Source organism: Microbacterium sp. SA39 (genome assembly GCF_000967865.1).
Classification (GTDB): Bacteria; Actinomycetota; Actinomycetes; order Actinomycetales; family Microbacteriaceae; genus Microbacterium.
The window spans coordinates 246,561-271,096 of record NZ_JXRU01000038.1; the positions used below are offsets into that span (position 1 = coordinate 246,561).

Below are 24,536 nucleotides of genomic sequence, written 5' to 3' on the forward strand. Positions count from 1 at the left end.
CGTCCTCATCTCGGTACGAGCGCCGGCACGATGACCCGGCGCGGGGATCCGGCTCCGAGCACCGACCACGCTCTACCTGCGTGCGGACGCGCGAACGGTGGCAGCTCCCGGACCCCCGCGAGCTGACGAAGATCTGCGGGCTGCTCCGCTCGGATGAGGATCTCTCCCTCGGCTCGGACGTGTTGCCAGACCGACCAGCTCCGCTGCCAGGTCTCGGCATCAGCGACGAGGACGCACGGAGCCGAGGGGCGGAGCCGGTCCGATCCTGCCACGAGCACCTCGCAGTCCGGATGAGCAGCGCGGAGCACTTCGACCACAGCGGGCGCGCCCGAGCTCACGACGGCGGTGAGGTCCGTCCGAGGATTCCATTCCGGTCCAGACTGTTCGTCAGCGACGACGACCTCGTCTTCGTCGACCCACGCGAGCTGCACCTCCCGCCCATCCACACTGGCGCGTCCCGGCGCGCGATCGCGGAGGAACGCGGACGGCTCTCCCCCGGCCGCCAGGTGCTCCACGCGGCTCGGCATCCGCAGCAGCGCACGGCGTGGGAGCGCGTCGAGGAGCCTCCCGACAGGGCCAGCGGCTCGCGCTGCGGATATCACGAACGTCGTACCCGCCCCTCCTCGCAGCAGCTGCTCCCAACGCTGAAGGAACTGCGAGGCATGTTCCGAAGGGAATCCCGCCACCAGAGCATCCAGATCGTCGCAGAGCACAAGTGGCGGCGTCCGCTCGGTTCCCGACGTCCATGCTGCGAGGAGGTCCCATGCCTGTTCCGGGTCACGCGGCACCCAACGGTTACCTGCTCGCTGGACGGCGATGGCGCGAAGGGCGGCTGTGCGGCCGGACCCCGGGGCTCCGAGTATCGCCAGGCCGCGTTCCACGGGCGTGGTCAAGAGTTCCAGGGGCTGCGCCTGCCGTCCCGGATCGTCGGCCCGCCCGAGGACGATCGTGTCCGCAGGAATGGACTTCGAGTCCTGCTCGAGATCAGGTAGTGGAAGGTGTTCCGGGAGGGCGGGAAGCCAGGGACTGCGGGGACGCTCGCCCGCGGCCCAGCGCATGCAGATGCGGCGGATATCCGAGGCAGCAGTCAGAGCGACGCGCATCGGCACCGGTTCGTGGTCCTCCGGCCGTCGCACCAGCGCGATACCTCGAGACGCTGCGCCGCCGGGGAGCTCCGCTGCGTCGCTCGTCCCGATCACGAGCCTGCTGTCCGCGGCGTCACCCACCCGCAGGCTGATGCGCAGCGGGCAGTTCGCCGCGAGGGCTTCGCGCACCACGCCCGCGGCTCTCTGCGTGCCGAGGATGAGGTGCATGCCCAGAGCCCGTCCGCGCGCCGCGACGTCGGTGAAGACGGCTCCGAGATCGGGATGCTCCTGCAGGAGCGCCGCGAACTCGTCGACGACGATGATGAGCCGCGGCATGGTGACACCCCGGACGTCGCGTGCCCCGGCGGCCGCGAGTACTGCCTCGCGGTGCCGGATCTCGGCGGTGAGGCTGGAGACGCCTCGCCGCGCTCCTTCTTCGTCGAGGTCGGTGATGACCGCGGCGACCTGCCGCATGTCGCGCAGCGGCTCGAATGCCGTGCCGCCCTTGAAGTCGGCGAGGACGAACGTCACGCGGTCAGGCCCGTTGGCCGCAGCTATCGCGGTCACCCAGCTCACGAGCAACTCGCTCTTGCCGGTTCCCGTGGTCCCTGTGACGAGCGCGTGAGGGCCGTCTTCCACGATGTCGACGAGAAGATCGTCGTGTGCGGTGCGTCCGATGCGGACAGGAAGCCCGAGAGAACCCCTCGACTGCTCGAGTTCGTGCAGGGCGACGGACGCCGGCAGCATGTCGGCGTCCGTTCCCTTATCCACGCATTCCCGCGCGATCGCCTGCGCCTGACCGAGCGACAGGCACTCCACCCCGATCTCGGCGATGCCGCGCGGAGTGCGCAACGTCGCCGACCCCGGCTCGATGACATCGATCACGGTAGTGACGCCATCCGGTACCTCTGCTCCCGCCGACACCAGCCAGATGACGGAGTCCGCGTCGATCCGGGTCCCCGCGACCGACGCGACGCCGACCCGCAGGCTTCCCCGGCCCGCCCGCATGGCGTGCGGCAGCGTGTCGAGACCCCAGCGCTCGAGTCCCTCTCCGACGAGCGACAGCTGAGCGGCGCTGAAGCGCATGCAGAGTTGGGCCACCATCGCGCGCGCAGCGGCCGCCGCAAGTGCCTCCGGGCCTCGCACACACACACCCCGTCCCAGCGGGAGGGCGATCGGCGCATCCTGAAGGGTCGCACACCGCACTCGGAACTCGCGGCTTCGAGGGTCGTCGCCACCGCCGCAGTCGATTCCACTCGAGACGGCGCCCCTGCCGACGACGATACGCGTCGTCGCATCGGGAGGGTCAGCACCGCGAAGCGGCGTCTGCATGAGGCAGGACGCCGCGTCCGGCTCCCGGAGCCATCGCGCTTCTCGTTCCCGTCGTTGCCGCCGCAGCAGCTCCTCCTCAGCGGCGCTCCACGCCCCCGCGGCCTCGGCATCACTGCGGCGGCGCTCACGGCGTCGGCTGCGCGCAGAATCCCATAGCGACGCGACGAGCATCAACGGCCCGAGTGCGGCGAAGCAGAGCGCGAACAGCGAGCCGGTCACCAGCCAGAGCACCACTCCCGCACCGATGGGCACGATCGCCGCCATGAAGGGCAGAGAGGGTCGCCGCACGGGCGCGGCTGCGGTGGGGAGGGCGATGGGAAGGGGTTCCATCACCCCAGTGCACCTCAGGATCGGTCCCGCAGGACCCCTTTCCACAGGGCCAGCGGGCTACTCCGCAGAGTCCGCCATTGTGGAGGACGGTTCGCCGGCGGCATCCACTTGCACGATGACCAGCGTCACATTGTCGCGACCGCCGTTCTCCAGCGCCGCCGCGAGCATCGCCTCCACCGCGTCGGCGGGGTCGGCATTCTCCCGCAGGAAGTGCTGGATCCCGTAGTCGGTCAGTTCTTTCGTGAGCCCATCCGAGCAGATGACGAAGCGGTCGCCCTCGCGGACATCGATGGTGAGGTAATCCGGCGGTGTGAGCTCGCTCGCACCGACAGCGCGAGTGATCACGTTGCTGTACGGGTGGCCCTCCGCCTCTTCCGGGCTGAGCTTGCCTGACGCTATGAGCTCCTGAACGACGGAGTGATCCGTGGTGACCTGGATGAGCCGGTCATCACGCAGAAGATAGACGCGCGAGTCACCGATGTTCAGGGAGACCCACTGGGGCTCGTCGCCCTCGACGTCGAGATAGACCCCGGTCAGCGTGGTGCCGGTCCCCTCATCCGTCGTCTCCGGATGATCGGCGATGTCGGCCACCGCGAGCTCGAGCGCGTTCTCGATCGATGCCCGGTCCACCTCGCCGGATTCGACGATCGCCTCGAGCCGTGCGACCGTACGACGACTCGCGATCTCGCCCCCGGCGTGACCGCCCATTCCGTCGGCGACGATGAACAGCGGATACTCGGCCAGGAACGCGTCCTGGTTCGTCTCACGGCGTCGCCCCAGATCGGTGACGCCAGCCCACGAGAGCTGCAGCGGGCGCTGCGCGATCGTGATGCTGCGCGTCTTCGTCGTCTCAGCCACGTGCTGCCTCCGATGGACCTGCGGCGGATCGGGCGAGCGCAGGATACTCACATATCGTAGTGGAACTCCCCGTGGCGGATCACACTCGGGCGCCCGGATCCTCTGGCAGCGGGAACAGCGCGTCGATGGCCTCCAGGTCGGCGGCATCCGGTCGCCAGGCATCCCCGGCAGCCGCGTTCGCCTCGATCTGCGCGACAGAGGTCGCCCCGGCGATGACGCTCGAGACGACTGAGTGCGCGAGCAGCCAGCCGAACGACGCCTCCAGCATCGTGATCCCGCGCTCGTCGCAGAAGGCGCGGAACCCGTCGAGCGCATCCCACGGGGCGTCGTCCCAGACATGACGCCGAGCGGACATGATCCGGCTCGACGCCGGGCCCCCCTCACGGGTGAACTTGCCGCTCAGCAGTCCGTTGTGGAGCGGGAAGTACGGGAAGAAGCCGAGGCCATACCGCTCGACTGCGGGCAGCACCTCGCGTTCCGCTGCCCGGGCCAGCAGCGAGTAGTGGTTCTGCGCGGAGATGAAACGCCCCGATGAGCGTTGCCGCGACGTGAACTCGGCCTCGGCGATCTGCCACCCGGAGAAGTTCGAGTGCCCGTAGTAACGGATCTTCCCTTCGCGCACCAGCTCATCCAGCGCGTCATTCGTCTCGGCGATCGGCGTCTCGGGATCAGGCAGGTGCAGCTGGTAGAGGTCGATCCAATCGGTGCGCAGTCGCCGGAGCGATTCCTCGACGGCTCGCCTCACATAGCGACGCGAACCGCGAGCGGCGGGGAACGCGTAGCCCATGTCGCGCTCGTGGCCGAACTTCGTCGCCAGGACAACCCGATCGCGGCGGCCCTCCAGCGCCTCGCCTATCAGTGTCTCGCTGGTCCCTGCGACCGCGCCGTACATGTCGGCGGTGTCGAACAGGGTGATGCCGTTCGCGATCGCCGCATCGATGACCTCACGAGTACCGCCGATCGTCTCGGTGGCCGTCGCACTGCGACCGAAGTTGTTGCAACCGAGGCCGGTGGCTGAGACGAGAAGACCGGAGGCGCCGACCCGGCGCTGCGACATGACCATGACTCCACGTTAGCCGCCGCGATCAGCCTGTCCCGGAGAGGCTGCGGCGGGGACGACGCAGGGCCCCCGACCGAGGTCGAGGGCCCTGTGTCAGATGATCACGCGGGAGGCTGCGTGGGGTCGGACGGCGGAGCAGGCGGAGTGGCCGGCGGTGCGGTCGGGGGCGCGGGCGGAGTGGCCGGCGGTGCTGCGGGAGGTGCCGGCGGCGTGTTGGGTTGCGCAGGAGGCAGGGGGGCGCCGGTCGCCGGAGCGGCAGGAGCAGCGGGCGGAGCATATCCGGGCTGAGCCGGAGGTGCGTAGCCGGGCTGTGCCGGAGGCGTGTAGCCCTGCTGTGCCGGGGGCGCGTAGCCCTGGGGCGCGGCGCCGTAGCCCTGGGGCGCGGCGCCGTAGCCCTGCTGCGGTGCGGCGGCACTCGGCTGAACCGGAACGCCGTCCCAGACCGTGCGGTCGGCGAGGAAGCCGTTGCCCGCCCACGAAGCCGGCTGGATGTTCGGGTTCCAGCGCGACTTGTCGAACGCGTTGATGCCCAGCCAGACGATGCTCAGGAACACGTACAGGACGACCCAGACCGCATCCTTCTGCAGCTTGAGGCCGACGCGCCACGCGGCGATCGCGGACAGAACGGCGAGAGCGATGGAGAACACGAAGCCGATGCCGATCCAGCTGAGAAGTGCGGCACCTCCGATGCCGTACAGCACGAGCCACGGCGAGAGGTCGCCGAGCTTGAAGAAGATCATTACGTTGTACACGGGCACCCACGCACGCCACTTGCCCTGGACGCCGGCCTTCTCGAAGATCTTCATGTAGAAGAGAGAACCCAGCACGTAGCCGGCGATCGCGATCAGGAAGATCACGAAAGAATATGCGAGAAGCAGGCCAGCGTAGCCCACTCCGTAGTCGTCGTATGGCATGAGACTCACATTCTTTGGTCTCGGAAGACGGCTCTCGTCCCCCGCAACGAAGCGACCGCCTCGCATTCGACATGGTAGCGGTGCGCATGAGGGCGGGCAATGAACCACGCGGGGGCAGTTCTTCCCGCGTCACGCAGCGTCACTCGGCGACGACGAGGTCCAGAATGCCGGAATCCGGGTCGTCGCGGAGCACGATGCCCCGACGCGCGGCCCAGGCGCGGAACGACCGGAGCGAGGATATCCGCGGACGATCCTCGGCCAGCGCCCGCACCAGCAGACCCTTGGACTTCTTGTTGAAGTGGTTGAGCGCTCTGCCGTGCTCTGTGACCACGCGGACGTATGACGAGGGAACGGATGCCGGCACCGGGCCGAGTGCGACGTACGCTTCGCTGCGCAGGTCGAGCACGAACGCAGGCTGCGCGTCCGCGATGGCCGCGGAGGTGGCATCCGCCCAGTGACGTCGAAGCGCCGGCAGCCCGGGAAGCGACGTACCGGCCGAGAGACGATAGGCGGGCAGAGGGTCGAGGGCCCCGACGGGCCCGAGCGGAGCGCTGTGGATCCAGACGTACTCGCCCAGCCAGCGCCGGGAGGACTTCGTCAGCGACGACGCGTCCAGCGCGTCGAAGAGCACACCGGTGTACCGGTCGATCGCCGGCATGGTCGGTGCCGCGCGCAGCATCCGATTGTGCGCGATGTCGTCGAGCTGACGCGCGCTGAGCTTCAGCACCCGACGTGCAGACTCCTCATCGGCGGCGAGATCGACAAGTGCGTCGATCGCGGCAGATCGGTGCGCCTGCAGTCCGGGTAGCGCCAGGGAGCCGAGCTCGAGAGGGGCGCCGTCGCCTCCGGGGCGCTTCGTCTCGGAGGGCGGGAGCAGGATCTTCATGGGACCTCGGGGACAGACACGTCCGCCCCGGACCTCCGCGCTCAGCGAGTGAGCGGAAAGGTCCGGGGCGGACAGAGTGGAACAGAACTACTGCTAGGCGATGAGAGCCGCGTTACCGGCGACGATCGTCAGGGTGTCACCCTCCATGGAGAGGAACCCGTCCTGGGCATTCGCCAGGACCTTCGTGCCGTCCGTCTGCGTGATGCGGACCTGGCCCTCGGCGAGGATCGCCAACACCGGCTCGTGGCCGGTCATGAAGCCGATCTCACCCTCGACGGTCTTGGCGACCACAAGGCTCGCCTCTCCCGTCCAGACCTCCGCGTCTGCGGAGACGAGGCTGACGTTGAGCGCCATGGTCAGCCGTTCTCCTTCTGGATCTTCGCCCACTGCTCTTCGACGTCGTTGATGCCTCCGACGTTGAAGAAGGCCTGCTCAGCGACGTGGTCGAAGTCACCGCGGGTGATCGCATCGAACGACTCGATGGTCTCCTTCAGCGGGACGGTCGAACCCTCGACGCCGGTGAACTTTTTCGCCATGTAGGTGTTCTGCGAGAGGAACTGCTGGATGCGACGTGCACGCGACACGACGATCTTGTCTTCCTCGGACAGCTCGTCGACACCGAGGATCGCGATGATCTCCTGCAGTTCCTTGTTCTTCTGGAGGATCTGCTTGACGGTGGTCGCGACGCGGTAGTGGTCCTCGCCCAAGTACCGGGGGTCCATGATCCGCGACGTCGAGGTCAGCGGGTCGATGGCCGGGTACAGCCCCTTCGACGCGATCTCACGGGAGAGCTCGGTCGTCGCGTCGAGGTGGGCGAAGGTAGTCGCCGGGGCCGGGTCGGTGTAGTCGTCGGCCGGAACGTAGATCGCCTGCAGCGAGGTGATCGAGTGGCCACGCGTCGAGGTGATGCGCTCCTGGAGCACACCCATCTCATCGGCGAGGTTCGGCTGGTATCCCACCGCGGACGGCATGCGTCCGAGAAGCGTCGAGACCTCGGAGCCGGCCTGCGTGAAGCGGAAGATGTTGTCGATGAAGAGCAGCACGTCCTGCTTCTGCACGTCGCGGAAGTACTCCGCCATCGTCAGAGCCGACAGGGCGACGCGCAGACGCGTTCCCGGCGGCTCGTCCATCTGGCCGAAGACGAGGGCCGTCTTGTCGAAGACGCCGGCCTCTTCCATCTCGTGGATCAGGTCGTTGCCCTCACGGGTGCGCTCACCGACACCGGCGAACACCGACACACCACCGTGGTCCTGCGCGACGCGCTGGATCATCTCCTGGATGAGGACCGTCTTGCCGACACCGGCGCCACCGAAGAGACCGATCTTTCCACCCAGCACGTACGGGGTGAGGAGGTCGATCGACTTGATGCCGGTCTCGAACATGGTCGTCTTCGACTCGAGCTGGTCGAAGTTCGGCGCCTTGCGGTGGATGGGCCAGCGCTCGGTGACCTCGATCGTCTCGCCGGGCTCGAGGTTCAGGACCTCACCGATGACGTTGAAGACCTTGCCCTTGGTGACGTCACCGACGGGGACCGAGATGGCCTCACCGGTGTCACGCACCTCCTGGCCGCGGACGATGCCGTCGGTGGGCTTCAGGGCGATGGCGCGAACGAGGTCGTCGCCGAGGTGCTGAGCGACCTCGAGTGTGATCTCGACGGAGGAGTCGCCGATCACGATCGTGGTCTTCAGTGCGTTGTAGATGTCGGGGATCGAGTCGTGCGGGAACTCGATGTCGACAACCGGACCGTTGACGCGTGCGACGCGCCCGACGACCGCGGTCGCCGGCTGGTCAGCCGGGGCGGTGAGGGTCATTTTCGTCTCTTTCCTGATGGTCTATTTGCTCGACGAGAGGGCGTCGGCGCCGCCGACGATCTCTGCGATCTGCTGCGTGATCTCCGCCTGACGCGCGTTGTTGCGCAGACGGGTGTAGTCGGTGATGAGCTTGTCGGCGTTGTCGCTGGCGGACTTCATCGCCTTCTGCGTCGCAGCCTGCTTGGCGGCGGACGACTGCAGGAGGGCGTTGAAGACGCGGCTCTGGATGTACACCGGCAGGATCGCGTCCAGCACGGTCTCGGCATCCGGCTCGAACTCGTAGAGCGGGTAGACGGTGTTGCCCGCCTCCGACTCGTCGGCTTCCGAGATCTCCAGCGGGAGCAGGCGCACGGACTCCGGCGACTGCGTCATCATGCTGACGAAACGGTTGTACACGAGGTGGATCTCGTCGACGCCGCCCTCGTCCGCGCCGCGGTTGAAGTCCTCGAGCAGCTGCTGCGAGATCTCCTCGGCGGTGTGGAACGTCGGTGTGTCGGTGTCGCCGGTCCACTCCGCGGCCGCCGCGATGCGACGGAACTGGAAGTAGCCGACGGCCTTGCGACCGACGAGGTAGAACACCGGCTCCCTGCCCTGACCGCGCAGGAGCTCGGCCACCTCGAGACCCTCACGGAGGATCTGCGAGTTGAAGGCTCCGGCGAGCCCGCGGTCCGACGAGAAGATCACGACCGCGGAGCGGCGGATCGTCTCGGGCTCGCGGGTGAGCGGGTGATCGACGTTCGAGTGCGTCGCGACGGCGGAGACGGCCCTCGTCACGGCCCGCGCGAAGGGGCTGGACGCCTTGACGCGTGCCATGGCCTTCTGGATGCGCGAAGCCGCGATGAGTTCCATCGCCTTCGTGATCTTCTTGGTCGTCTGAGCAGAAGAGATCTTCTGCTTGTAGACCCTGAGTTGAGCGCCCATGAATTCAGTACCTCACGCGGTTACGCGCGACGACCCTTGACGATCTTCTCCTGGTTGACGTCATCCGCCTCAGCAGCCTCGTGCTCCTCGTGCCCGGGAGCGCCGATGGCGTGTCCCTTGCCACCCTGGAACTCCAGGACGAAGGCATCGGTGTGCTTCTCGAGCTCTGCGACCGTGTCGTCGTCGAGGACGTTGGTCTCGCGCAGGGTGTCGAGCACCTTGGTGTTGCGACGCAGGTAGTCCAGGAGCTCGCGCTCGAAGCGGAGCACGTCGGAGACCTCGATGGTGTCGAGCTTGCCCTTCGTTCCGGCCCAGATCGAGACGACCTGCTCCTCGACGGGGTAGGGCGAGTACTGCGGCTGCTTGAGCAGCTCGGTCAGACGAGCACCGCGGGAGAGCTGACGACGCGACGCCTGGTCGAGGTCGGAGGCGAACATCGCGAACGCCTCGAGCGAGCGGTACTGCGCCAGCTCCAGCTTCAACGTTCCCGAGACCTTCTTGATCGACTTGACCTGTGCGTCACCGCCGACTCGCGAGACCGAGATACCCACGTCGACCGCCGGACGCTGGTTGGCGTTGAAGAGGTCGGACTGCAGGAAGATCTGACCGTCGGTGATCGAGATCACGTTGGTCGGGATGTAGGCCGAGACGTCGTTGGCCTTGGTCTCGATGATCGGGAGACCCGTCATCGAACCGGCGCCCAGCTCGTCGGACAGCTTCGCGCAACGCTCCAGCAGACGGGAGTGCAGGTAGAAGACGTCACCCGGGTAGGCCTCGCGGCCCGGCGGGCGGCGCAGGAGGAGCGACACGGCGCGGTAGGCCTCTGCCTGCTTCGACAGGTCGTCGAAGATGATGAGGACGTGCTTGCCGCCGTACATCCAGTGCTGACCGATCGCGGACCCCGTGTAGGGAGCGAGGTACTTGAAACCGGCGGGGTCGGATGCCGGAGCCGCCACGATCGTGGTGTACTCCAGGGCGCCTGCCTCTTCGAGCGCGCCCTTCACCGAAGCGATGGTCGAGCCCTTCTGACCGATGGCGACGTAGATGCAGCGGACCTGCTTGTTGACGTCGCCGGACTCCCAGTTGTCCTTCTGGTTGATGATCGTGTCGATCGCGATGGCCGTCTTACCGGTCTGGCGGTCGCCGATGATCAGCTGGCGCTGTCCGCGGCCGACGGGAATCATCGCGTCGATGGCCTTGATGCCGGTCTGCATCGGCTCGTGGACCGACTTGCGCTGCATGACGCCGGGCGCCTGCAGCTCGAGCTCGCGGTTGCCTTCGGTCGCGATCGAGCCGAGGCCGTCGATCGGGTTGCCGAGCGGGTCGACGACGCGGCCGAGGTAGCCGTCGCCGACGGGAACCGAGAGGACCTCACCGGTGCGGGTGACTTCCTGGCCTGCTTCGACACCGGCGAAGTCGCCGAGGACGACGACACCGATCTGGTGCTGGTCGAGGCTCAGCGCGAGACCCTTCGTGCCGTTGGCGAAGGTGAGGAGTTCGTTCGCCATGACGCCGGGCAGGCCCTCGACGTGCGCGATTCCATCCGCGGCGTCGATGACGGTGCCGACCTCGGTCGCCGCGGCCCCGGTGGGCTCGTAGGCGGCGGCGAAGTCCTTCAGCGCGTCACGGATGACGTCGGGGCTGATCGATAGTTCTGCCATTGTCTTCCCTTTGTATCTGGGTGCGCGGTTCCCCGCGCGAAGTCGTGTTAGCCCGCGAGCTTCTGGCGAAGGTCTGCGAGTCGAGCGGAGATGCTGCCGTCGATGACGTCATCGGCGATCTGCACGCGCAGGCCTCCGACGACGGCAGGGTCGATGACGACGTTGAGCGAGACCTTGCCGCCGTAGCGCTGCGAGAGAGCGTCGCTGAGACGAGTACGCTGCGCGTCGTTGAGCTCGGACGCGGTGTGGACCGTGGCCACGACTCGACCATGCTGGCTCGAGACGATGCGCGTGGCGCGGCTGAGCAGCTGCCGGACCCGGCGCTCGCGCGGCTGGCGCACGAGCGAGGAGACGATCAGCGTGACCGGAGCGCTGGAGCCGCCGTCGGCGAGCAGGCGCTCGACGAGTGCGACCTTGGCGTCCTGTCTCCCGAGGCGGCTGCCCAGGGCGAGCTCCAGCTCGGCGTTCGCGGCGATGACACGGGAGAAGCCGAAGAGCTCCGCCTCGATGTCGCCGCCGGGTTCCGCGATCGCCGCAGCACGGATCGCGAGTTCCTCGATGCCGTCCAGCAGCTCGCCGGCGTTGGACCAGCGCTCCGAGACGACGGTCTTCAGCACGCTCTGCGCGTCAGCGGAGAATCCGCCGAAGACTGCGGTCACGACGTTCTGTCGCGCCTCGACAGGAGCCGAAGGGTCGGCGAGCGCGCCGCTCAGCTGGGACGACTCGCTCACGGCACGACCGGCAGCGAAGAGCTCCCGTGCGGTGTCGAGAGTGACGCCCTTCGCTGCGGCAAGCGTCTCGATGGATGCCGCGAGTGCCTGAGTGGTCGCGCTGCCCATTACTTCGCCGCCTTCTCGGATGCTTCGAGATCGGCGAGGAAGCGATCGACGACAGCCGTCGCACGAGCGTCGTCGGAGAGGGTCTCTCCGACCACACCGCCGGCGAGGTCGAGGGCCAGCGAGCCCACCTCGCTGCGCAGCGAGACGAGAGCGGTCTGACGCTCGGCCTCGATCTGCGTGTGCGCGGTGGCGGTGAGGCGGGCAGCCTCGCTGGAAGCGGCCTCCTTGGCCTCGGCGACGATCTTCTTGCCGTCCTCACGGGCGGCCTCACGGATCTCACCGGCCTCGGTGCGCGCTTCTGCAAGCTGACGGGTGTACTCCTCGAGTGCTGCCTCGGCCTGCTTCTGCGCCTCGTCAGCCTTCGCCATGTTGCCCTCGATGGCAGCCGAACGCTCGTCGAGCATCTTCGTCAGTCGGGGAAGGGCGAGCTTCCACACGACGAGGAGGATGATGACGAACCACACGCCCGACCAGATGATGTCGTACCACGCGGGGATCAGCGGGTTCTTGGCCGCTTCACCCTCTGCTGCGAGGTTCGTGACAAGAGCGTTCAGCATCCTGTCTCCTTCAGAAGTCGAGGCGGATTACGGGAAGGGGATGAATCCGACGGCGATGCCGACGAATGCGAGCGCCTCGGTGAAGGCGATGCCGATCCACATGAGGACCTGAAGGCGACCGGCCAGCTCGGGCTGACGAGCGACGCCCTCGATGGTCTTGCCGACGACGATACCCACGCCGATGGCCGGGCCGATGGCTGCGAGGCCGTAGCCGACCGCCGCGAGGTTGCCGGTGATTTCAGCGAGAACCGTAGTTGCGTCCACGGGTTTTTCCTTTCGTTGGGTGGGAGGGCTGTTGCCCGCCCGCTCAGAGTCTGTTGGCTCAGTGCTCTTCTGCGACCGCGAGCTGGATGTAGACCGCGGTGAGGACGGTGAATACGTAGGCCTGCAGCACGGCCACCAGGATCTCGAAGATCGTGAAGGCGCCGCCGAAGGCGAGGGTTCCGACACCGAGGACGGCCCAGCCGCCACCTGCGGTGAAGAAGAAGAACTGGGTCGCTGCGAAGCAGAGGACCAGGATCATGTGGCCGACGACCATATTCATCAGCAGTCGCAGGGTGAGCGTCACCGGACGGATGATGAAGGTCGAGAGCAGCTCGATCGGGGTGACGATGATGTACACCGGCCACGGCACACCGGCCGGGAACAGCGCGTTCTTGAAGAACTTGCCCGGGCTCTTCTTGATGCCGGCGTAGATGAAGGTCACGTAGCTGACCAGCGCGAGCACGAGCGGGACCGCGATGATGCTGGTACCGGCGATGTTCAGGAATGGGATGATGCCCGTGATGTTCATGAACAGCACCATGAAGAAGATCGTGGTGAGGATCGGCAGGAAGCGGTCGCCGTCCTTGCGTCCGAGCAGGTCGTGCGCGATGTTTCCGCGGACGAGCCCGAGGCCCATCTCGACGAGGCTCTGGAAGCGGCCGGGCACGACCGTCATGCGGCGCGTACCGAGCCAGAGGATCAGGACGACGGCGATGACCGAGAGGAACTGCACCACGTGGATGCGGTGCACCGGGATGACACCGAACGCATCGAAGAGAATCTCCGGGAAGAACTCATCGATCGACGGGCCGTGGAACTCGCCATCAGTGGCGAGTTTAGGGATCAGGGTCGCAGCAAGATTGAACAGCGCGGGCTCCAGCTTCGGGGCACCGGTCAGAACCGGGGCGACGATGGTCGGTGTGCTTCTGCGCAAGCGCTCGCGTTAGAGCGGCGGGCACTCCTCAACACTATCAGAATCTGAGGATGCCCTAAGACCGCGGACCGCTATCCGACGGGCCCGCATCCGGCAGATAGCCGGCCCCCGGCGCACGGTCTTCCGGTACCTCGGTCGGCAGCGTCGTGTCGCTCACGTTCGGCAGCCGCATCCGGGTGAGCACGATCACGTCGATGACGAGGGACATGATCACGCCGGCGATGATCGAGAGGAAGAAGACCATCGGATGCAGCCACGGCTGCCCGGCCAGCAGGATCATCACGAGAACGAACACGCCGAGCTTCAGCAGCCAACCGCCGAGCACGATGGCGAAGAACAGCTGCACGTACAGCGGGTCCCCGTACCAGCGGTTCGCGACGAGGATGCTGATCCCCGTGATCGCCAGGAACAGAGCAGACAGGAGCACGCCGAGCAGCCCGCTCACGAGCCCCTCCCCCTGCGCCACGGCGAAGCCGATCCCGCCGGCGACGATTGCGAGCACCGCGGTGGCCACCGCCGACCAGATCAGGGTGCGACGCAGGATCGGCGTGCTGGATACGGGGCTGGGGCTCATCAGGACTCCACGGGTTTCGGATCGGGTGCAACCGCCGCCGGGCGCTTTCTGCGGCGGGTAGGACTCAGGGTGATGACAAGGCATGCCGCGATGCCCACGATGCCGAAGCCGACGCCCGGCAGGTACTGGCCAGGCCAATCCTCGCGCGCGCCGACATACATGAGCAGCACCGCGAGCGAGATCACGGTCGTCCATGCGTAGAAGATGAGGACCGCATCACGATCGCGGTGACCGAGATCGAGCATGCGGTGGTGCAGATGCTTGCGGTCGGGCGAGAACGGCGACTTCCCCGCGTTCATGCGCCGGAGCACCGCGAGACCGAAGTCGAGCAACGGCAAGAGGACGACGAGCAGCGGCAGCAGGATCGGGATGAACGCACCGAGCAGCTGAGAGCGTCCGAGACGCTCGGGGTCCAGTGCCGAGGGATCCATCTGACCGGTGATCGCGATCGCGGAGGTCGACATCAGCAGACCGAGGACCAGTGCCCCGGAGTCGCCCATGAAGAGCTTCGCCGGACTCCAGTTCAGCGGGAGGAAGCCCAGGCAGGCGCCGATCAGCACCGCCGCGATGAAGGTCGACAGGTTGAAGTAGCTCGAAGCACCGGAATCGCGGGTGAAGATGTAGGAGTACGCGAAGAAGACGCCGTTGGAGATGAGGCACACGCCGGCGACGAGACCGTCGAGCCCATCGATGAAGTTCACGGCGTTCATGACGATGACGATCGCGAACATCGTCATCGTGATGCTGACCCAGCTCGAGAACACGATCAGGTCGCCGAAGGGCAGCGAGAGTATCTGCAGTCCGCCTCCGACCGTGATGATCCCTGCGGCGAGGAACTGGGCTCCCAGCTTGATCATCCAGTCCAGATCCCAGAGGTCGTCGACGACGCCGATGACCGCGATCAGCAGTGACGCGCCGAGGATCGACCACATGGTGCTCGGCGGGATCCAGATGCTCTGGAAGAAGGGATTCGCGGCCGAGAACGCGAAGGCGCAGGCGATGCCGAGGAAGATCGCGACGCCGCCGAGCCGCGGAGTCGGCGTCGTGTGCACGTCGCGGTCGCGGATGCCGGGATACAGCTTGAAGCGAAGGCTCAGACGCCAGACCGCCCACGTCAACCCGAAGGTGATGACGGCGGTGAGGACGATCGTGAAGAGATACTGCTTCACGGATTCCCGTCCTGCTGCTCCCCCGAGTGATCCTCGTGCGACTCCTGGCCCTCGTCGGACTCCTGCGTCTCCTCGGGCTCCAGCAGGTCGCCGAGCACCTCGTGCAGCTGCTCCCTGGTCACGACCCCGTGGCGGAGGATGCGGACGAGACCCGTTTCGTCGTCGCCCCGGCGGATCAACGACGTGGCATCGACGATGGTGGACGCGATGCCGTTCTTGCTCATACCGTCTGCGAGGTACACCGCGACGCTGTCACCGAGCATCTTCTCGGCATCGAGGGCGGAGATCGCGGCGTCCTTGCCGGTGAGGTTCGCGCTGGACACCGCCAGCGGTCCCGTCTCGGCCAGCAGTTCGAGGGCGACATGGCCCTCCGGCATCCGTACGGCGACAGTCCCGAGCGTCTCGCCCAGATCCCAGACGAGCGACGGCTGGGCCGGAAGCACGATGGTGAGTCCGCCGGGCCAGAAGGCGTCGACGAGACGCTGGACGGGCTCGGGGACCGATTCGGCCAGGGCGGCGAGGGTGTCCTTGGAGCCGATCAAGACAGGCGGCGGCTGGTCGCGGCCTCGTCCCTTGGCGTCGAGAAGGCGCTGCACGGCCGCCGGGGAGAAGGCGTCGGCGGCGACCCCGTACACAGTGTCGGTGGGCATCACGATGAGTTCTCCGCGGCCGATCGCCTGGCGCGCGTTGCGCATTCCGGCGAGCAGCTGCGCCTCGTCGCGGCAGTCGAAGATGGTTGACATGACGGTTCGATTCTATCCGGGCCGGATGCGGAGAATGCTCGACGTGGGCTGATCAGGGCCGGAGGGCCGTGGTGGCGCGGTCACGCAGCGTCAGGTCGCGGTGCGTCGCCGTCGCGCGCCATCCGTCAGCGGTGAGCAGTTCCCTGATCGCCGCTCCCTGCAGCTCACCGTGCTCGATCACGAGCAGTCCCCCGGGACGGAGCAGTCGCAGCGCGCGCGAGCTGAGGGTGCGCACGACGTCGAGGCCGTCCTCTCCCCCGTACAGCGCCATCGCGGGGTCGAACAGACGCACCTCCGGGTCACGCGGGATCGCATCGTCGGGGACGTACGGCGGATTCGAGATGACGACGGATGCCGTGCCGTCGAGTTCCGGGAACGCGTCGGCGAGATCGGAGAGCATGAGCGTCAGGTTCTCGACCCCCGCAGTGTTCCGGCTCGCCCAGACATGGGCATCGGGCGAGAGCTCGGCGGCGAAGATGCGGGCATGCGGCACCTCGGTCGCCATCGCCAGAGCGATCGCGCCGCTCCCTGTGCCGAGATCGACTCCGATCGGCGCCGCGTCCGGAGCAGTCAGCAACGCGTCGATGGCGTACTGGGCAACCGTCTCGGTCTCCGGACGCGGCACGAAGACACCGGGGCCGACGGCCAACTCGAGATGTCGGAACGGAGCCGTGCCGGTGATGTGCTGGAGGGGTTCACGCGCAGAGCGCCGCGTGACGAGGAGGTCGAGTTCCGCCGCGTGCTCGTCGGTGAGGCCATCACCGCGGATGACCGCCGCCTGCACCTCACCGCGGCGGTGTCCGAGCACGTGACCCGCGAGCAGCTCGGCGTCGACCAGCGGGTCCGGCACCCCGGCCTCCGCGAGGCGCTGGGCCGCGGCGCGCACGTGGGCGGCGAGCGAGTTCTCAGGCATGGCTTCCAGCGTAGAGTGCAAGCGGCTGTCACATTTCCCGCGTCGCCGAAGGCCTCACCTAGGCTGGTGCCGCAGCGACCCGCACAGGAAGGCTCCTCATGCCCGGTATCCACTCCGACATCACGACCGCGTTCGGCAACACCCCGCTCGTCCGCCTGAACAGGGTGGCCGAGGGTGTCGACGCCACGATTCTCGCCAAGCTCGAGTTCTACAATCCGGCGTCCAGCGTGAAGGACCGTCTCGGTATCGCGATCGTCGACGCCGCCGAGGCATCGGGTGAGCTGAAGCCGGGCGGAACGATCGTCGAGGCGACCAGCGGCAACACCGGCATCGCGCTCGCGATGGTGGGAGCGGCCCGTGGCTACAAGGTGATCCTCACCATGCCGGCATCGATGTCGAAGGAGCGGCGCATGCTGCTCAAGGCGTTCGGCGCCGAGCTCGTGCTCACCGACCCCACCAAGGGCATGACCAACGCCATCGCGGAGGCCGAGGAGATCGCGGCGAAGACTCCCGGTGCGGTGCTGGCCAAGCAGTTCGCGAACGAGGCCAACCCGGCGATCCACCGCAAGACGACGGCCGAGGAGATCCTCCGCGACACCGACGGCAAGGTTGACTACTTCGTGGCCGGCATCGGCACCGGCGGAACGATCACGGGTGTCGGACAGGTCCTGAAGGAGCGGATCCCCGGCGTCAAGATCGTCGCGGTCGAGCCCAAGGACTCCCCCATCCTCACCGAGGGCCACCCCGGTCCGCACAAGATCCAGGGCATCGGACCGAACTTCGTGCCGCCGATCCTCGACCGCGACGTGCTCGACGAGGTCATCGACGTCACCTTCGACGATGCGATCCGCCTCGCCCGCGACACCGCGGCCAAGGACGGCATCCTCGTCGGCATGTCGAGCGGCGCCGCGATCTGGGCGGCACTCGAAGTCGCCAAGCGCCCGGAGGCCGCGGGCAAGAACATCGTCGTGATCATCCCCTCGTTCGGTGAGCGCTACCTGTCGACGGCTCTGTACGAGCACCTTCGCGACGAGTGAGCACGTCGGTCTGGGCTCGCTTCCGCGAAGACGTCGCGGCCGCGCGCCTGCGCGATCCGGCCGCGCGCAGCGCGGCCGAGGTGGCCTTGCTGTACCCGGGGCTGCACGCCATCTGGGCTCACCGCGTCTCGCACGCACTCTGGGAGCGCCGGCTCCGCCTGCTGGCCCGCTCGACGTCGCAGCTGTCCCGCTGGCTGACCGGTGTCGAGATCCACCCGGGGGCGACGATCGGTCGGCGCTTCTTCATCGACCACGGGATGGGCGTCGTCATCGGCGAGACCGCCGAGATCGGCGACGATGTGATGCTCTACCACGGCGTCACGCTCGGCGGCCGCACGCGGGACTCGGGCAAGCGGCATCCGACCCTCGGCGACGGCGTCGCCGTGGGAGCCGGGGCCAAGATCCTCGGTCCGGTGACTATCGGCGCCGGATCCGTGGTCGGCGCGAACGCTGTCGTGACGCGCGATGCCCCGGCGGACAGCATCCTGGTCGGCGTGCCGGCCAAGCCGCGTCATCGCAGCGTCGGCGAGGACACCCGGGCGCTGCTCACTGCGCCCGACTACTCCATCTGACCGGCTGAGCCGTCAGCGGCGGCGGGAGTCGTCTTCAGGAACTCTGCGCTTCAGGAAGATCCGCGGAAGCAGCACACTGCCGAGCGCCGTGATCAGCCAGACGATGAGCGCTCCGAGCAACCAGCCGCTGAGGTCGACGATGCGCAGGCCGCCGATCGGCAGCAGCACCACGATGACCAGGGCGACCAACGTCGAGATGATGCCCATGCCGCCCGTCAGCACGGGGGCATGACGATGCGCGAGCTTGCCCGTCAGCACCGCGAGCATGCTCTGCACGATCGCGAAGACGACGATGCAGATGACGAATCCCCACCACCTGTCCCATTGGATCCGGAATCCGTCGAGGAGAGCGTCAGCCACGATGAGTCCGAGGCCGGCGGAGACGACGTACATCAGCCCGCGGAACAGGAGTGTGATCACGCGCCGAGCCTAGCGCTCGGCGCGGACGCTGTCAGGAGTCGTTGCCGACGGCGGCGAGCTGCGCTTCCTCGTCGGCGGCGATCGCACTCGTGATGATCGGATCGAGTGCGCCGTCCATCACCTGGTCGAGGTTGTAGGCCTTGAAGCCGGTGCGGTGATCCGCGATGCGGTTCTCCGGGAAGTTGTAGGTGCGGATCCGCTCGGAGCGGTCCATCCCGCGGATCTGCGACCTGCGCACATCCGACGCCGCAGCAGCGAGTTCCTCCTGCTGACGCGCGAGTAGGCGGGCGCGGAGGACGCGCATGCCGGCCTCGCGGTTCTGCAGCTGCGACTTCTCGTTCTGCATCGAGACGACGATGCCGGTCGGCACGTGCGTGATGCGCACGGCCGAGTCGGTCGTGTTCACGGACTGCCCACCGGGACCTGAGGACCGGAACACGTCGATCTTGAGATCATTCGGGTCGATCTGGATCTCTTCGGGCTCGTCCACCTCGGGGAAGACCAGGACGCCCGTCGTCGAGGTGTGGATGCGACCCTGCGACTCGGTCGCCGGCACGCGCTGCACGCGGTGAACTCCACCCTCGTACTTGAGGTGCGCCCAGACACCCTGCGCCGGGTCGGTCGACGAACCCTTGATGGCGATCTGGACGTCCTTGTAGCCGCCGAGGTCGGACTCGTTGCGCTCCAGCAGCTCGGTCTTCCACCCCTTGTGCGCCGCGTACTGGATGTACATGCGCAACAGGTCGGCCGCGAACAGCGCCGACTCCGCGCCGCCCTCACCCGCCTTGATCTCCATGATCACGTCGCGCGCGTCATCGGGGTCGCGCGGAATCAGCAGACGCCGCAGACGCTCCTGCGAGGTCTGGAGCTCCTCCTCCATCGCAGGGATCTCTGCGGCGATGGATTCGTCCTCCCGGGCGAACTCCCGAGCGGTCTCCAGATCATCCGTCGCCGCGATCCAGGCGTCGTACGCGGCGACGATCCGCGACAGCTCGGCGTAGCGGCGGTTGACGCGCTTCGCACGGGCGGCGTCGGCGTGCACCGCCGGGTCGGAGAGTTCCTCCTGCACCCGGCGATGCTCGTCGATCAGAGTCTGGACGGACTCGAACACGGAATCCCTCAGCGGATGCTGCTGTCGTGACCGTGGGCGCCCGAAGCGGGCGCAGGCATCGACTTCTGCATCTGCACGAGGAACTCGACGTTGGAGTTCGTCTCCTTGAGCTTGCCGAGCACGACCTCGAGAGCCTGCTGCTGGTCGAGGCCCGCAAGAGCGCGACGCAGCTTCCAGGTGATCTTGACCTCGTCGGCCGAAAGGAGCATCTCCTCGCGGCGGGTGCTCGACGCGTTGACGTCGACGGCCGGGAAGATGCGCTTGTCGGCGAGCGAGCGCGAGAGACGCAGCTCGCTGTTGCCGGTGCCCTTGAACTCCTCGAAGATGACCTCATCCATCTTGGAGCCGGTCTCGACGAGCGCCGTGGCGAGGATGGTGAGCGATCCACCGTTCTCGATGTTGCGCGCAGCACCGAAGAAGCGCTTGGGCGGATACAGCGCCGAGGCGTCGACTCCACCGGTCAGCACTCGGCCGGATGCCGGGGCGGCGAGGTTGTACGCGCGTCCCAGACGGGTGATCGAGTCGAGCAGCACGACCACGTCGCGACCGAGTTCGACCAGGCGCTTGGCGCGCTCGATCGCGAGTTCGGCGACCGTCGTGTGGTCTTCGGCCGGACGGTCGAAGGTCGAGGCGATGACCTCGCCCTTGACCGTGCGCTCCATGTCGGTGACCTCTTCGGGGCGCTCGTCGACGAGCACGACCATGAGGTGGACCTCGGGGTTGTTCTGCGCGATCGCGTTCGCGATCTGCTGCAGCACGATCGTCTTGCCGGCCTTGGGCGGCGCGACGATGAGGCCGCGCTGGCCCTTGCCGATCGGAGCGACGAGATCGATGATGCGCTGCGTCAGCTTCTCGGGCGCGGTCTCCAGGCGCAGACGCTCCTGGGGGTACAGCGGGGTCAGCTTGCCGAACTCGACGCGGGTCGCGGCGTCATCGACCGACAGTCCGTTGATGGAGTCGACCTTGACGAGCGCGTTGTACTTCTGGCGCCCCTGCTGCTCGCCCTCGCGCGGCTGCTTGATCGAGCCGACGACGGCGTCGCCCTTGCGGAGGTTGTACTTCTTGACCTGTCCGAGGGACACGTACACGTCGCTCGGACCTGCGAGGTAGCCGGTGGTGCGCACGAACGCGTAGTTGTCGAGAACGTCGAGGATGCCGGCGATCGGGATCAGCACATCGTCCTCGCCGATCTCGGTGTCGAACTCGTCGGTCGGCTCCGCGCCGCGACGCTTGTTGCGCTGGCGATTGCGGTTGTTGCCGCCTGCCTGGTCGTCTGCGGCGACTGCGGCGGCCTGGGGCTGCTGCTGGTCCTGCGCAGTACCGTTCTGACCACGACCACGGTTGCGGCTGCGGTTGCGATTGCGGCCACGGCCGCCCTGCTCATCGCCGTCTGCGTCGGACGCGTCGTTGTTCTGCGCGTCGTCGTTCTGGGCGTTGCCGTTCTGGGCGTTGCCGTTCTGGGCGTTGCCGTTGCGCCCGTTCCGGCCGTTGCCGTTCTGGGCGCCGCCGTTCTGGGTGCCGCCGTTCTGGCCCTCGTCGTTCTGCGCGCTGTCGTTCTGAGCGTTGGTGCGCGCGTTGTTGTTGCGCGGGTTGCGCTTCGGAGCGGAGTCGTTCTGACCGCCGTCCTCCTGACCGGACTCGGCAGGAGTGGCATCCGCGGCGTCGGACGCCGGGGGCTCTGCGTCCGCGGCGGGCTTCTGCGCGCCGCGGCGGCCGCGGCCGGAGGTCTTCGGGGCGGCCTCGACCGGCGCCTCGGCGGCGGCAGGTGCCTCGGCCGGGGCGTCGGAGGCGTCGGCTGCGGGTGCATCGGCATCCGCCTTCTTCGCGCGGCTGCGTCGCGGGGCCTTGGCCTTGGGGGCGGCCTCCGCGTTCTCGGCTCCGTCGCCGGACGGCGCGGCCTGCTGCTCGACGGCTGCGGGGGCGGCATCCGCCTTCTCCGCAGCCTTCTCCGCCTTCGCGGCGGCGGTGGCGGTGGTGGCACGACGCGGTGCGCGCTTGCGCGCCGGTGCGGCCGTCTCGGTGTCCGCAGCAGCCGCAGGGGCGTCGGCGACGGACGTCGTCTGATCGTTCTGGGTCTCGGAGAGGTTCTCCACGAGTACTCCCTTATATGTCATGGGGAAAGAGCGTTGAACGTGCACAACGGGTGCTGCGCGCGATCGCACGGGCTGACGCTCTGCGCCAGCCAGCCTCGGCAGGAGGCTCTGAGAAAGAGCTCTGCATCAAGGGTTTGCGTGCGGGTCTTGCAAGAGTTGCAATGGGGCCAGATTCACGAAACTACGTGGAGCCCTCCGCTCGATCCCCCACTGTACCACCACGCACGTCGACGGCGAGCAGGAGCGCCTCCCACGGGGTGTCTGTGATCCGATCGGCGAGCTCGACGGCGTCCTGGCGGCTGCCCGGTCCGTCCGCCAGCACGAGCACGCTCGGTCCCGCCCCGGACACGACGGCGGCGAATCCGGCGGCGCGCAGCGCCTGCACCAGCCGCTGCGTCTCGGGCATGGCCTCAGCACGATAATCCTGGTGGAGACGGTCTGCCGTCGCATCGAGCAGCAGCTCGGGGCTCTGCATCAGCGCGGCGATGAGCAGCGCCGAACGAGACACGTTGAACACGGCATCCGCGGTCGACACCTGCGGCGGCTGCAGAGAGCGCGCCTGCGACGTCGACATGGTGTACGCCGGTACCAGCACGAGCGGCGAGACCCCGCGGTGCACGAGGAGCTTCTTGTGCTGAGGGCCGCGCTCCCCCACCCACGCGATCGTCAGCCCGCCGAAGAGCGCGGGGGCGACGTTGTCAGGGTGGCCTTCGAGCTCGGTCGCGAGGCGGAGCAGATCGTCGTCGTCGATGTCGACGTCGCCGGCGAGCAGTCCTTTCGCCGCGAGCACGCCGGCCGCGACTGCTGCGCCGGACGACCCGAGGCCGCGTCCGTGCGGCACGCCGTTCTCGGCCACGATGCGAAGACCCGGAACAAGACGACCCGCGTCGGCGAAGACATACGCGATCGTGCGGACGATGAGGTTCGAGGCGTCGCGGGGAATCTCCTGCGCACCCGAACCTGTCACCTCGATCTCGAGCTGCCCCTCGGGGAGCGCCGTCACCTGCAACGTATCGTAGATGCTGAGCGCCAGGCCGAGCGTGTCGAAACCGGGCCCGAGGTTCGCGCTGGTGGCGGGGACCCGCACCTCGACGGTCCTTCCCTGCGTCGCGCCGCCTTCAGCGGAGACCGGGGTGGCCGACACCGTCACTCGCCTTCCACGCGGAGCACCGAGATGACCCGCGCCACGACGGAACTGTCGGCGAGAGCGTCGACGGTCGCGCTGAGCGCCTGCTCGGTCGCGCGGTGCGTGCCGATGATCAGTCGGGCGGTGGGCTCATCCTCACCTTCCACGGTCTGCACGACCGTCGCCACCGAGACCCCGCCGTCGCTCAGCGTGCCGGCGACGGTGGCGAGCACGCCCGGCGCATCGGCGACCTCGAGCGTGATCTGGTAGCGGGTCGTCACGTGCCCGATCGGCACGACGGGAAGGTTCGCCCTGGTGGACTCGCCCACGCCGACGCCCCCGGCGATGTGACGGCGCGCTGCCGAGACGACGTCACCGAGAACAGCGGATGCCGTCTGCACGCCGCCGGCACCCGCGCCGTAGAACATGAGCGAACCGGCCGCCTCAGCCTCGACGAAGACGGCGTTGTTGGCGCCGTGCACGGTGGCGAGCGGGTGCGTGGCGGGCACGAGGGCCGGGTACACGCGGACCGAGATGGACTCGGTGGCGTTCGCCTCGAGCCGCTCGCACACGGCGAGCAGCTTGATGACGAAGCCGGCGGCACGCGCCTCCTCGATCATGGATGCCGTGACCGAGGTGATCCCCTCGCGGTACACCGCCTCGAGCGGAACCGCGGTGTGGAAGGCGAGGCTGGCCAGGATCGCGGCCTTCTGCGCGGCGTCGTAGCCTTCGACGTCGGCGGTCGGGTCCGCCTCGGCGTAGCCCAGGCGCTGCGCGTCGGCGAGCACGTCGCCGAAGTCGGCGCCTTCCGTGTCCATCCGGTCGAGGATGTAGTTCGTCGTGCCGTTGACGATGCCCATGATGCGCTCCACGCGGTCGCCGGCCAGCGAGTCCCGCAGCGGGCGGATGATCGGAATCGCACCGGCCGCCGCAGCCTCGTAGTACACGGACGCGCCGACACGGTCAGCCGCTTCGAAGAGCTCCGGTCCGTGCGTCGCGAGCAGCGCCTTGTTGGCGGTCACGACATCCGCGCCGGAGCTGATCGCCTGCAGGATGTTCGTACGGGCCGGCTCGATGCCGCCGATGAGCTCGATGACGATGTCGGACCCGAGGATCAGTGTCTCGGCATCCGTCGTGAAGAGCTCCTTCGGGAGGTCGACGTCGCGCTGCGCATCGACGTCGCGGACGGCGATGCCGGCCAGCTCGAGCTCGGCGCCCGCCCGGTCGGCGAGTTCGTCGCCATGGCGCAGCAGGAGCGCCGCGACCTGCGAGCCGACCGCTCCCGCGCCCAGCAGCGCCACACGAAGTCGTCGGTAGTCAGTCATG

24 protein-coding genes are annotated in these 24,536 nt (G+C 67.9%); 2 read left to right on the plus strand and 22 right to left on the minus strand.

All coding sequences use genetic code 11. The annotated features are described in order from the left end of the window. Positions 1 to 5 precede the first annotated feature (5 nt). The 17 genes from RS85_RS15985 to prmC all read right to left on the minus strand — a co-directional run bounded on the left by RS85_RS15985 (position 6) and on the right by prmC (position 16,851). Positions 6 to 2,747: an FtsK/SpoIIIE domain-containing protein gene (locus tag RS85_RS15985; protein ID WP_046014453.1), complete on the minus strand. Its 2,742-nt coding sequence runs from the start codon at positions 2,745 to 2,747 to the stop codon at positions 6 to 8. A gap of 57 nt (positions 2,748 to 2,804) precedes the next feature. After that, complete coding sequence (locus tag RS85_RS15990; protein WP_046014532.1) at positions 2,805 to 3,605, minus strand: PP2C family protein-serine/threonine phosphatase; 801 nt, start codon at positions 3,603 to 3,605, stop codon at positions 2,805 to 2,807. Positions 3,606 to 3,684: 79 nt separating this feature from the next. Next, positions 3,685 to 4,668 carry an aldo/keto reductase gene (locus RS85_RS15995; protein WP_046014454.1) on the minus strand — a complete coding sequence of 328 codons (984 nt, stop codon included), beginning with the start codon at positions 4,666 to 4,668 and terminating at the stop codon, positions 3,685 to 3,687. A gap of 98 nt (positions 4,669 to 4,766) precedes the next feature. Continuing rightward, positions 4,767 to 5,579, minus strand: coding sequence for a large exoprotein (locus tag RS85_RS16000; RefSeq protein ID WP_162484840.1), 813 nt, complete (start codon positions 5,577 to 5,579; stop codon positions 4,767 to 4,769). A gap of 139 nt (positions 5,580 to 5,718) precedes the next feature. Continuing rightward, the gene (locus RS85_RS16005) at positions 5,719 to 6,465 is read right to left on the minus strand and encodes a YaaA family protein (RefSeq protein WP_046014455.1); all 747 of its coding nucleotides are present in this window, start codon (positions 6,463 to 6,465) and stop codon (positions 5,719 to 5,721) included. Positions 6,466 to 6,558: 93 nt separating this feature from the next. Continuing rightward, complete coding sequence (locus RS85_RS16010; RefSeq protein ID WP_046014456.1) at positions 6,559 to 6,819, minus strand: F0F1 ATP synthase subunit epsilon; 261 nt, start codon at positions 6,817 to 6,819, stop codon at positions 6,559 to 6,561. A gap of 2 nt (positions 6,820 to 6,821) precedes the next feature. Beyond that, positions 6,822 to 8,276 (minus strand): F0F1 ATP synthase subunit beta, encoded by a 1,455-nt coding sequence (atpD, locus tag RS85_RS16015; protein WP_046014457.1) that lies wholly within the window; start codon positions 8,274 to 8,276, stop codon positions 6,822 to 6,824. A gap of 21 nt (positions 8,277 to 8,297) precedes the next feature. Next, positions 8,298 to 9,197, minus strand: coding sequence for a F0F1 ATP synthase subunit gamma (locus RS85_RS16020; RefSeq protein WP_046014458.1), 900 nt, complete (start codon positions 9,195 to 9,197; stop codon positions 8,298 to 8,300). Between the two features lie 20 nt (positions 9,198 to 9,217). Beyond that, positions 9,218 to 10,858, minus strand: coding sequence for a F0F1 ATP synthase subunit alpha (gene atpA / locus RS85_RS16025; protein ID WP_046014459.1), 1,641 nt, complete (start codon positions 10,856 to 10,858; stop codon positions 9,218 to 9,220). 47 nt (positions 10,859 to 10,905) lie between these two features. Continuing rightward, entirely contained in the window at positions 10,906 to 11,697 is a 792-nt protein-coding gene (locus RS85_RS16030) for a F0F1 ATP synthase subunit delta (protein WP_046014460.1), read from the minus strand. Further along, positions 11,697 to 12,254, minus strand: coding sequence for a F0F1 ATP synthase subunit B (locus tag RS85_RS16035; RefSeq protein ID WP_046014461.1), 558 nt, complete (start codon positions 12,252 to 12,254; stop codon positions 11,697 to 11,699). Before RS85_RS16035 ends, RS85_RS16030 begins: the two co-directional genes overlap by 1 nt. A 27-nt stretch (positions 12,255 to 12,281) precedes the next feature. Beyond that, a complete protein-coding gene (gene atpE, locus RS85_RS16040; protein WP_046014462.1) occupies positions 12,282 to 12,518 on the minus strand; it encodes an ATP synthase F0 subunit C in 237 nt (78 codons plus the stop codon). Positions 12,519 to 12,576: 58 nt separating this feature from the next. Then, on the minus strand, positions 12,577 to 13,386 hold the full coding sequence (atpB, locus tag RS85_RS16045; RefSeq protein WP_235282469.1) for a F0F1 ATP synthase subunit A: 810 nt from the start codon (positions 13,384 to 13,386) through the stop codon (positions 12,577 to 12,579). Positions 13,387 to 13,507: 121 nt separating this feature from the next. Further along, positions 13,508 to 14,026, minus strand: coding sequence for a membrane protein (locus tag RS85_RS16050; protein ID WP_046014463.1), 519 nt, complete (start codon positions 14,024 to 14,026; stop codon positions 13,508 to 13,510). Beyond that, entirely contained in the window at positions 14,026 to 15,195 is a 1,170-nt protein-coding gene (locus RS85_RS16055) for an MraY family glycosyltransferase (RefSeq protein WP_046014464.1), read from the minus strand. The genes RS85_RS16050 and RS85_RS16055 overlap by 1 nt, the downstream gene beginning before the upstream one ends. Beyond that, entirely contained in the window at positions 15,192 to 15,938 is a 747-nt protein-coding gene (locus RS85_RS16060) for an L-threonylcarbamoyladenylate synthase (RefSeq protein WP_046014465.1), read from the minus strand. Before RS85_RS16060 ends, RS85_RS16055 begins: the two co-directional genes overlap by 4 nt. Positions 15,939 to 15,990: 52 nt before the next feature. Then, entirely contained in the window at positions 15,991 to 16,851 is an 861-nt protein-coding gene (gene prmC, locus RS85_RS16065) for a peptide chain release factor N(5)-glutamine methyltransferase (RefSeq protein WP_046014466.1), read from the minus strand. 98 nt (positions 16,852 to 16,949) lie between these two features. Here prmC and cysK point away from each other — a divergent pair, with 98 nt between their 5' ends. Then, the gene (gene cysK / locus RS85_RS16070) at positions 16,950 to 17,888 is read left to right on the plus strand and encodes a cysteine synthase A (RefSeq protein ID WP_046014467.1); all 939 of its coding nucleotides are present in this window, start codon (positions 16,950 to 16,952) and stop codon (positions 17,886 to 17,888) included. Continuing rightward, the gene (gene epsC / locus RS85_RS16075) at positions 17,885 to 18,460 is read left to right on the plus strand and encodes a serine O-acetyltransferase EpsC (RefSeq protein WP_046014468.1); all 576 of its coding nucleotides are present in this window, start codon (positions 17,885 to 17,887) and stop codon (positions 18,458 to 18,460) included. Before cysK ends, epsC begins: the two co-directional genes overlap by 4 nt. Before the next feature lie 12 nt (positions 18,461 to 18,472). On the opposite strand, the gene RS85_RS16080 is transcribed toward epsC, so the two are convergent. From RS85_RS16080 to RS85_RS16100, 5 genes are all read right to left on the minus strand, one after another. Beyond that, complete coding sequence (locus RS85_RS16080; RefSeq protein ID WP_046014469.1) at positions 18,473 to 18,880, minus strand: hypothetical protein; 408 nt, start codon at positions 18,878 to 18,880, stop codon at positions 18,473 to 18,475. A gap of 31 nt (positions 18,881 to 18,911) precedes the next feature. Then, complete coding sequence (prfA, locus tag RS85_RS16085; RefSeq protein ID WP_046014470.1) at positions 18,912 to 19,991, minus strand: peptide chain release factor 1; 1,080 nt, start codon at positions 19,989 to 19,991, stop codon at positions 18,912 to 18,914. 8 nt (positions 19,992 to 19,999) lie between these two features. Next, on the minus strand, positions 20,000 to 22,084 hold the full coding sequence (rho, locus tag RS85_RS16090) for a transcription termination factor Rho (protein WP_046014471.1): 2,085 nt from the start codon (positions 22,082 to 22,084) through the stop codon (positions 20,000 to 20,002). Positions 22,085 to 22,265: 181 nt separating this feature from the next. Next, a complete protein-coding gene (gene thrB / locus RS85_RS16095) occupies positions 22,266 to 23,228 on the minus strand; it encodes a homoserine kinase (protein WP_046014535.1) in 963 nt (320 codons plus the stop codon). 2 nt (positions 23,229 to 23,230) lie between these two features. Further along, positions 23,231 to 24,535 (minus strand): homoserine dehydrogenase, encoded by a 1,305-nt coding sequence (locus RS85_RS16100; RefSeq protein WP_046014472.1) that lies wholly within the window; start codon positions 24,533 to 24,535, stop codon positions 23,231 to 23,233. Position 24,536: the final 1 nt, after the last annotated feature.

Excerpts from the sequence above, each read along its gene's own strand:
- RS85_RS15985 (WP_046014453.1), bottom strand. The coding sequence starts at position 2,747 with ATGGAACCCCTTCCCATCGCCCTCCCCACCGCAGCCGCGCCCGTGCGG.
- RS85_RS15995 (WP_046014454.1), bottom strand. The coding sequence starts at position 4,668 with ATGGTCATGTCGCAGCGCCGGGTCGGCGCCTCCGGTCTTCTCGTCTCA.
- RS85_RS16000 (WP_162484840.1), bottom strand. The coding sequence starts at position 5,579 with ATGCCATACGACGACTACGGAGTGGGCTACGCTGGCCTGCTTCTCGCA.
- RS85_RS16005 (WP_046014455.1), bottom strand. The coding sequence starts at position 6,465 with ATGAAGATCCTGCTCCCGCCCTCCGAGACGAAGCGCCCCGGAGGCGAC.
- RS85_RS16010 (WP_046014456.1), bottom strand. The coding sequence starts at position 6,819 with ATGGCGCTCAACGTCAGCCTCGTCTCCGCAGACGCGGAGGTCTGGACG.
- atpD (WP_046014457.1), bottom strand. The coding sequence starts at position 8,276 with ATGACCCTCACCGCCCCGGCTGACCAGCCGGCGACCGCGGTCGTCGGG.
- RS85_RS16020 (WP_046014458.1), bottom strand. The coding sequence starts at position 9,197 with ATGGGCGCTCAACTCAGGGTCTACAAGCAGAAGATCTCTTCTGCTCAG.
- atpA (WP_046014459.1), bottom strand. The coding sequence starts at position 10,858 with ATGGCAGAACTATCGATCAGCCCCGACGTCATCCGTGACGCGCTGAAG.
- RS85_RS16030 (WP_046014460.1), bottom strand. The coding sequence starts at position 11,697 with ATGGGCAGCGCGACCACTCAGGCACTCGCGGCATCCATCGAGACGCTT.
- RS85_RS16035 (WP_046014461.1), bottom strand. The coding sequence starts at position 12,254 with ATGCTGAACGCTCTTGTCACGAACCTCGCAGCAGAGGGTGAAGCGGCC.
- RS85_RS16050 (WP_046014463.1), bottom strand. The coding sequence starts at position 14,026 with ATGAGCCCCAGCCCCGTATCCAGCACGCCGATCCTGCGTCGCACCCTG.
- RS85_RS16060 (WP_046014465.1), bottom strand. The coding sequence starts at position 15,938 with ATGTCAACCATCTTCGACTGCCGCGACGAGGCGCAGCTGCTCGCCGGA.
- prmC (WP_046014466.1), bottom strand. The coding sequence starts at position 16,851 with ATGCCTGAGAACTCGCTCGCCGCCCACGTGCGCGCCGCGGCCCAGCGC.
- cysK (WP_046014467.1), top strand. The coding sequence starts at position 16,950 with ATGCCCGGTATCCACTCCGACATCACGACCGCGTTCGGCAACACCCCG.
- RS85_RS16100 (WP_046014472.1), bottom strand. The coding sequence starts at position 24,535 with ATGACTGACTACCGACGACTTCGTGTGGCGCTGCTGGGCGCGGGAGCG.